The sequence below is a fragment of the Kitasatospora sp. NPDC047058 genome, from assembly GCF_040643935.1.
In the GTDB taxonomy this organism is placed as follows: Bacteria; Actinomycetota; Actinomycetes; order Streptomycetales; family Streptomycetaceae; genus Kitasatospora.
In genome coordinates this window covers 1-7478 of sequence record NZ_JBEYVJ010000336.1, presented here as the reverse complement: position 1 = coordinate 7478, position 7478 = coordinate 1, and the positions used below count along the sequence as shown (strand labels likewise).

The window sequence follows — 7478 nt, the reverse complement described above, 5'->3', positions numbered from 1 at the left end:
GGTGCACCTCGTCGTAGACCACCAGGCCCCAGTTGCGGGCGTCGTCCCCCTCCGCCGGCCGCCTGCGCAACCCGGCCGGCCGCGCCCTCAACTGCCCCGACCCGCCAGGCGGGGACCGAGCCCCTGGTGCCGGGGCGCTCCGCCGTCCGGCCCCGGTCGCGGGCTCCCGTCGTGGTCCGCCCGGCCACATCCGCCCCGTGTCACCGGAATTCGGCGGCTTGGGCAACCCGGGGCGCAGAAGGCGTGGTCTGGAGGGCTGAGGGGGTGCTGATGCACGCAGAAGAAGAGGCCGACTTCCAGGCCTTCACCCGTACCCGGTGGACACACCTGGTACGAACCGCCTACCTGCTCACCGGCGACTGGCACCACGCCGAGGACCTGACGCAGACCGCGCTCGCCAAGGCCTACCGCTCCTGGCGGCGGGTCAGCAAGGCCGACAGCCCGGACGCCTATGTCCGGCGGATGCTGGTGACCTGCAACAGCGACCGCTTCCGCAAGCGGCGGGTGGCCGAACGGCTCACCGAGGTGCTGCCGGACGTCACCGCAGCCGACGACGCGGTCGACCAGATCGACCAGCGGCGCAGTCTGCTGGCGGCACTGGCCGCGCTGCCGACCCGTCAGCGCGCCGTCGTGGTCCTGCGCTACTGGGACGACCGCACCGAGGCCGAGACCGCCCAAGCGCTGGGCTGCTCGCTCGGCACGGTCAAGAGTCAGGCCTCCAAGGGGCTGGCCAAATTGCGGGCGCGTTCAGGGCTGGTGGCCGTGCCGGCCGGCCCGGCAGCCCCGGACGACCGCTCCGTACCCGGCCGGATCTCCGCCGGGACCGACGACCTCATCACCACTGCTATGGGAGGGACACCATGACCGAACCGGACTTCGAGGCGGCGCTCCGTGATCAGCTCGCCGCCACCGTCCTGAACCGGACCCCGGGCGAGGCGCCGTACGAGGCAATCCGCAGGCAGGGCCTCGCGGCCCGCCGGCGCCGCACTGTCGCTTTCTCGGCCGCGCTGGTCGGCCTGATCGCGGTGTCGGGCACGGCCCTCGCCGTCGGCAGGCACGGCAACGACGGCCCGGGAACAGTGGCGGCCTCGGCCGCGGGCGGTGCCCCCGCGCCCGCCCCCGCCTCCGTTTCCGCCTCGCCCTCCGCAGCCGCGGCGACGACCGGCGCGACACCCGCGGCCGAGCCACAGCCCCCGTCGTCGCCCGCCCAACTGGCCGACGGCATCACCTTCGCGCAGGCCGCCACCGCACTCGGGCAGTGCCTGGAATTCGACCGGCAGACGCAGCCCCCGGCACCGACCACTACGCCGGGCGCGCAGACGCAGACCACGCGTCCGCCCCGGCCCACCCACGACCTCGGCGCCCTCTCCGACTACCGCATCCTCATGGCCATGAAGCAGACCGGGGACGACAACGCCCCCGGCGACGGCATCGTCGTCGTCGGCATCAGCCAGGGCCAGCACCCGGACCGGATCGTCTGCCACCAGACCGACGGCAAGACCTCCGGCGTCCAGAGTGGCGGCGCCGGCCCTCGGGCGGGCGGCCCGGCAGGACTGGTCGACCCGGACGTCAACGCCGGCAAGCTCTACCGGCAGGCCATGCTCGACGGCCACCCCTGGAAGCTGCCGTACCGCTGGGGCAGCATCGGCACCTTCGGCCCCTCCGTCGCCCGGGTGACGGTCTCCTACGGGCGCGGGCCGGCCGTGGACGCCGCCCTCGACCACGGCTGGTTCGCCGCCACCGGCACCCTCGATGCCCCGGTGACCCGCGCCCCGCACATCAAGGGCTACGACAGCGGCGGCAAGCTCGTCTACGACTCCGACGACGACAAGGGCTACGCCAAGGAGCTGTGATCCCACGGTCCGGCCGCCCGGTGCCTCCCGCCCTGGTGGGAGGCACCGCCCCTGAACGCGAGATCCGGGCGGCCGGTCGGATCGGCGGCAGGGGGAGGATCCGCAGGATGGTGGGGTCGGCGATGCCCGAGCCGTTGCCCCGCGCAGGCCACAGGCTGATGGGACCGTCGCTGGAGTGCCAGGCCGGGGCGACCGTGCCGCGCAGGACCGCGATGCTGGAGGGCATGCGCCGCTGAGGGCATGCGGTGGGGCCGGGCTCCCCGGTGCTGCGGGAGTCCGGCCCCTTCGTACTCCTGGTCTCACGCGGTCAGGGATCGGTGGCGGTGTCGTCCTCCAGCGGAATGCCGAGCTGCCGGTAGATCCGCTGGTCCGTCGTGCCGAGCCACATGCCGCCGAGCACCGCACGCTACTGCGGACCCAGGACGCTCCAGAGATGGTCGTCGTCCTCGGAGGCGCCGGGAGGCCACGTCTCGTCTTTGGAGCAGGTGTACAGGGTGAGCGGCTGACCGTTCTGCTGGCCACCCCACCCGTCCACATCGAGGCACCAGCCGGTGGCGAGGTGCCGCAGCTCGTAGTAGTGGTCGCTCGGGCTCCTGTCCCAGTACCACAGCTGGTTGTCGCCCGTGTTCGGCACGCAGTCGTGCATCCAGACCTGGGTTCCCTTGGCCACCCACCCGGTGCCGGGGAGGTCCATGCACTGCTGACTCTTCCCGTTCCTGATGACGAACGCTTGCGAGACGGACCCGTCGCGGTTGCGGGGCAGCACGTCCGGCACCGCCTGGAAGCCCCAGAGCTGGTTGTCCTTCAGCCAGTCCCTGACACACTCGTGCTCGTACACGTAGGTGTTGTACACCGGGCCGGTGTCGGGCAGATCCGCACACCACGCGCTCGCCTGGTTGTAGAGGTAGCCCCAATCGCGGGGATAGGCCTGAGCGGGCGAGGCAGTGGCCACCACGACCGCCAGCAGTGAGGCCAGGAGCGCGACCGCACTTCGAAGGCGCCGGAACGAAATCATCCGCTTCAACAGGGTCTCCTATGCGCAGCGAACTGTCATGAGCACGCGACTTTGCCATTCCATCACGCGCGGGCACGTCGCGTACGGGAAACCGAGTAGATGCCCCGGGGCGCCTCCTCGGCCCGACGAATGCGGCGCCTGGGCGGGCGCGCTCGTCGAGCACCTGGCGCAGTTGAGCGGTGGTGCCGACCGGAACGGTGCACTCGCCGACAACCAAGGCGCCGTCGCGCAGGCGGGGCGAGCCGGCGGACTGCCGTGGTGAGGTGGCTGAAATCGTAGGCGCCGGCCTCGGGTGCTGGGGCGTGCCGATGCCGATGAAGAGGCGGCCGGCGTGGTCGGCGGCTTCGGCGTAGGAAGCGGTGGAGCTGAGGGTGCCGGCGCGAGTGTGCTTGGTGAGGAGTTCGTCGAGGCCGGCTCGTGGAACGGCACCCGGCCGGTGCCGAGGTCCTTGGCCTTGTCGGGGTTGGCTCCATGCCGAGTACCTGGTGGCCGAGCTCTGGCATGGCGGCGGCGTGGGTGGTTCCGAGGTAGCCGCAGCCGAGGCCGGTGATCTTCCCGGTGGGTGGGTGCTCTCGTTACGCAACCGCGATCGCGTGCTGCGTGCCGCAACGCCCGGCGCCCCGGGCGGTGGAACCCGTATCGGAACGGGGCAGACCCGGGACGTGCCCGGCCGCCTCCAGTCCGGCCGTGCCCGCGGAGGAGACCGTCAAGCGCCCTGCCGGACCCTCTTGCTCGACGCCGCTCCGGGGCGCGGCAGTCGCTGAACTGATCGGCGGTCGGGTGAACCATGCGCCCGGAGCGGGAGCGTCCTCACTCCGGCGGGGCACGGATCAGGGACACGAGTATCCGCCGGAAAGGTTGCGCCATGCACCGCACACTGATCGTCGTCGACGTGCAGAAGGACTTCTGCGAGGGCGGCAGCGTCCCGGTCAAGGGCGGAGCCGACCGGGCCCGCGCCATCGCCGACCTCGCCCAGCGCACCGCCGGCACCATGTACAAGCACATCGTCGCCACCCGCGACCACCACGTCGACCCCGGCGGCCACTTCTCCGACCGCCCGGACTTCAGCAGCTCCTTCCCCGTGCACTGCGTCGTCGGGAGCGACGGCAGCGAGTTCCACCCTCACTTCGCGCCGGCCGCCCGGTCGGGGACCGTCGACGAGGTCTTCTACAAGGGCGCGCACTCCGCCTCCAAGAGCGGCTTCGAAGGCTTCACCGCGACCGGCACCCCGCTCGCCGAGTGGCTGCGTGCCCGAAACGTCACCCATGTCGACGTCGTCGGCATCGCCACCGACCACTGCGTCAAGGCCACCGCACTGGACGGTGCACGAGCCGGTTTCACCGTCCGCGTCCTGCTCGACTACACCGCGGGCGTCGCCACCGACACCACCACTGCGGCCCTCCACGAACTCCGCCAGGCCGGCGTCCACCTCACCGGCCGCCCCGTCGTCCTCACCTGAGCCGCTCCGCGCCCCCCGGCTACCCAGGCCGCAACCGCGACCTGCCCGCACCGGTAGAGGCCAGCCGCGACCGCGCGGAGCCCGGCCCGCATCAACGCAGAGCCCGGTACTCGGGGGGCGGGTCCACCAGTTCCGGGTGCTCCGATACGTAGTGGTACCCGTGGATCGCCAGCATCGCCCAGTGCCACGACTCCTCGTGGAAGACCAGCCCACGGTACGGGTCGTCGGCAGGCTCGTAGGGATAGCACTCCAGGGCGGCTTGTTCGGCCTGCTCCGGGGACATGCCCCCGTGCCGCTCCATCACCCAGGCGTAGCCGCGCCGCTCCAGCTCCAGGCAGCGGCAGTACGCTTCCTCACTCCACGCCATCGGCGTCACCTTCCTGCGCCAGGCCGAGACCGGCGAGTACCCGGTCCAGCTCGTGGTCGTCGGCCCCTTCGATCGCGATGTCGGTGCTCCAGCCGGATCGCCTCTCCCCGTGGATCACCGGCCGCGATCAGCTCGTCCGCGTAGGCGAGCCAGCCCGCCCACTCGTCCGACACCGGCGCCGGCGCCCTGTCGACAAAGCCCATGCCACTCCCCTGCCTTCGGGTCCACGGCAGTATTCCCGTCCCCACTGACACCCTGGCTTTATACGCGAGTTGTGAGAGCACCTGTCGCTGATCGACGAGAGCACCCCGTGCCACGGGAGAGTGATGTCGCCGAGTTTTGAGAACGCCTGGGTGCTTGCTTCGGGACCATGGTTGTGCACTGCGCGACGAAGGGGCCCGGGTGCTGCCGAAGTCCAAGGTCGATCTGTACGCGGCGATCCGCCGTGACTCGCGTACTGGCCTGTCCAACCGTGCTCTGATGCGGAAGTACGGGGTCGGCTTCCTGACGGTGAAGAAGGCTCTGGAGTCGGCGTGGCCTGAGCCCCGCAAGAAGTTGGCGCCCAGGGCGACGCGGCTCGATCCGTTCAAGCCGTTGATCGACCAGATGCTGCGGGCGGACCTCGATGCGCCGCGGAAACAGCGGCACACGGTGAAGCGGATCTTCGACCGGCTGGTGGACGAGCACGGTGCCGATGAGGTCTCTTACCAGATGGTCCGCGGCTACGTGGCCGAGCGCCGCGGGGAGATCCGGCTGCAGGCGGGCCGCGGGGTGGTGGACGCGTTCATCCCGCAGACCCACAAGCCCGGCGCGGAGGCGGAGGTCGACTTCGGCGACGTGACGGTGCGTCTGGCCGGCGAGTTGGTGACCTGCTACCTGTTCGCGTTCCGCCTGTCCTACTCCTGCAAGGCGGTGCACCGGATCTTCGCCTCGTGCGGGCAGGAGGCGTTCTTCGAGGGCCACGTCCACGCTCTCAACACGCTGGGCGGAGTGCCGACCGGGAGAGTCCGCTACGACAACCTTAGGGCTGCCGTTGCCCGGGTGTTGGGCTTCTCCCGCCAGCGTGTGGAGGCCGAGCGGTGGACCGCGTTCCGCTCGCACTACGGCCTCGATGTCCTCTACTGCCAGCCCGGCATTGGCGGCGCCCACGAGAAGGGCGGCGTCGAGGGACAGATCGGCTGGTTCCGCCGCAACCACCTCGTCCCCGTCCCCGACGTCGCGACGCTGGCCGAGCTCAACGCGATGATCGACCGGTGGGACGAGGAGGATGAGGCCCGCCGGATCCGCTCCCGGCCCCGCACCATCGGCGAATACCTCGCCGCCGAGCAACCGCTGCTGGCACCGCTGCCCGACGAGCCGTTCGAGACGGGCCGGCTGTTCACCCCACGGGTCGACCGCTACGGCCAGATCGGCGTCCGCAACAACCGCTACTCGGTGCCGGTCCGGCTGATCGGCCGCACTGTCCGGGTCATGCTGCATGCCTCCGAGCTGGTCGTCTACGACGGCCGGGAGGAGGTCGCCCGGCATGAGCGGCTGATCGCCAAGGGCGGCACCCGGCTCGACCTGGACCACTATCTGGAGGCCCTGGTCCGAAAGCCCGGGGCCCTACCCGGGGCGACCGCGCTCGACCAGGCCCGCTCTGCGGGCCGCTTCACCCCGGTCCACGACGCCTGGTGGGCGGCAGCCCGCAAGGCACACGGCGAGCGCGACGGGACCCGCGCGCTGATCGAGGTCTTGCTGCTGGGCCGCCACCTGCCCCACGAGCACCTGGTCGCTGGCCTCGCCGCAGCCCTCCGGGCTGGCGCGCTGACTGCGGACGCGGTCGCGCTGGAGGCCCGCAAGGCCGCCGAGGCCGACATCGGGGCTCCTCCAGGACTGGGGCCGCCTGCCACGGACCGGGCAGTGGTGACCTCGCTGACCGAGCGGCGCCTGGCCCAGCTTCCGCCCGACACGAGGCCGCTGCCCTCGGTGGCCCACTACGACCAGCTACTGCGACACCGCCGACCGGACCGTCCGACCCCCTGAAGGAGAACGCCGTGACCTTCCCCCGCCAGCGAGGAATCACCGAGCAGGCCGCCACCGCCGCCATCGACCAGGCCTGCCGGATGCTGAGGCTGCCCACCATCCGAACCCAGTTCCCGGAACTCGCCGAGAGCGCCGCCCGCGAGCAGATGTCCTACCTCGGCTTCCTCTCCGAGCTGCTGATGGCCGAGTGCGACGACCGGGCCCGGCGACGGTCGGAACGGCGGATCAAGGCCGCCGGCTTCCCGCGGGACAAGTCGCTGCGGAAGTTCGACTTCGACGCGAACCCGAACATCGACCCGGCGACGGTCCACACCCTCGCGGCCTGCGAGTGGATCAAGAAGGGGCTGCCGCTCTGCCTGATCGGCGACTCCGGCACAGGCAAGTCCCACCTGCTGATCGCGCTCGGCACCGAGGCCGCGATGGCCGGCTTCCGGGTCAAGTACGTGCTGGCCACCAAGCTCGTCAACGAGCTGGTCGAGGCCGCGGACGAGAAGCAGCTGGCCAAGACCATCGCACGCTACGGCCGCGTCGACCTGCTCTGCATCGATGAGCTCGGCTACATGGAACTCGACCGCCGTGGAGCCGAACTGCTGTTCCAGGTGCTGACTGAGAGGGCGTTCGATAGGGGATTCCCCCCAACTGTCCGGCTTTGAATAGTGCGGCACGGACTCGGTTCCAGGATCTCGTGGCGGCCGGGTCCGTGTCCGCGATATTGATCAACTGTGACGGAACGACGCCGGTATCCCTCGGACCTGAAGG

7 protein-coding genes and 2 pseudogenes are annotated in these 7478 nt (G+C 71.1%); 5 read left to right on the top strand and 4 right to left on the bottom strand.

What is annotated here, in order from left to right; all coding sequences use genetic code 11:
* Positions 1–270 precede the first annotated feature (270 nt).
* Positions 271–864 carry a SigE family RNA polymerase sigma factor gene (locus ABZ885_RS31960; protein WP_360196358.1) on the top strand — a complete coding sequence of 198 codons (594 nt, stop codon included), beginning with the start codon at positions 271–273 and terminating at the stop codon, positions 862–864.
* Entirely contained in the window at positions 861–1853 is a 993-nt protein-coding gene (locus ABZ885_RS31955; protein ID WP_360196355.1) for a hypothetical protein, read from the top strand. Before ABZ885_RS31960 ends, ABZ885_RS31955 begins: the two co-directional genes overlap by 4 nt.
* A 406-nt stretch (positions 1854–2259) precedes the next feature.
* Here the strand turns inward: ABZ885_RS31955 and ABZ885_RS31950 are convergent, their stop codons facing one another.
* On the bottom strand, positions 2260–2868 hold the full coding sequence (locus ABZ885_RS31950; RefSeq protein ID WP_360196363.1) for an RICIN domain-containing protein: 609 nt from the start codon (positions 2866–2868) through the stop codon (positions 2260–2262).
* A 166-nt stretch (positions 2869–3034) separates the two neighbouring features.
* A pseudogene (locus ABZ885_RS31945) lies at positions 3035–3451 on the bottom strand (hypothetical protein); the annotation flags it as partial.
* A gap of 282 nt (positions 3452–3733) precedes the next feature.
* On the opposite strand from ABZ885_RS31945, the gene ABZ885_RS31940 reads away from it, so the two are divergent.
* Positions 3734–4327: an isochorismatase family protein gene (locus ABZ885_RS31940; RefSeq protein WP_360196352.1), complete on the top strand. Its 594-nt coding sequence runs from the start codon at positions 3734–3736 to the stop codon at positions 4325–4327.
* Between the two features lie 91 nt (positions 4328–4418).
* Here ABZ885_RS31940 and ABZ885_RS31935 read toward each other — a convergent pair whose 3' ends face one another.
* A complete protein-coding gene (locus ABZ885_RS31935; protein ID WP_360196349.1) occupies positions 4419–4694 on the bottom strand; it encodes a hypothetical protein in 276 nt (91 codons plus the stop codon).
* A complete protein-coding gene (locus tag ABZ885_RS31930; RefSeq protein WP_360196346.1) occupies positions 4681–4812 on the bottom strand; it encodes a hypothetical protein in 132 nt (43 codons plus the stop codon). The genes ABZ885_RS31935 and ABZ885_RS31930 overlap by 14 nt, the downstream gene beginning before the upstream one ends.
* Before the next feature lie 287 nt (positions 4813–5099).
* On the opposite strand from ABZ885_RS31930, the gene istA reads away from it, so the two are divergent.
* On the top strand, positions 5100–6719 hold the full coding sequence (gene istA / locus ABZ885_RS31925) for an IS21 family transposase (RefSeq protein WP_360196361.1): 1620 nt from the start codon (positions 5100–5102) through the stop codon (positions 6717–6719).
* Positions 6720–6730: 11 nt separating this feature from the next.
* Positions 6731–7333: pseudogene (locus ABZ885_RS31920) on the top strand (ATP-binding protein); the annotation flags it as partial.
* Between the last annotated feature and the right edge of the window lie 145 nt (positions 7334–7478).

What these genes read in the sequence shown, in the direction of transcription:
- ABZ885_RS31950 (WP_360196363.1), bottom strand. Translation starts at nt 2,868, where the DNA reads ATGATTTCGTTCCGGCGCCTTCGAAGTGCGGTCGCGCTCCTGGCCTCA.
- ABZ885_RS31935 (WP_360196349.1), bottom strand. Translation starts at nt 4,694, where the DNA reads ATGGCGTGGAGTGAGGAAGCGTACTGCCGCTGCCTGGAGCTGGAGCGG.
- ABZ885_RS31960 (WP_360196358.1), top strand. Translation starts at nt 271, where the DNA reads ATGCACGCAGAAGAAGAGGCCGACTTCCAGGCCTTCACCCGTACCCGG.
- ABZ885_RS31955 (WP_360196355.1), top strand. Translation starts at nt 861, where the DNA reads ATGACCGAACCGGACTTCGAGGCGGCGCTCCGTGATCAGCTCGCCGCC.
- ABZ885_RS31940 (WP_360196352.1), top strand. Translation starts at nt 3,734, where the DNA reads ATGCACCGCACACTGATCGTCGTCGACGTGCAGAAGGACTTCTGCGAG.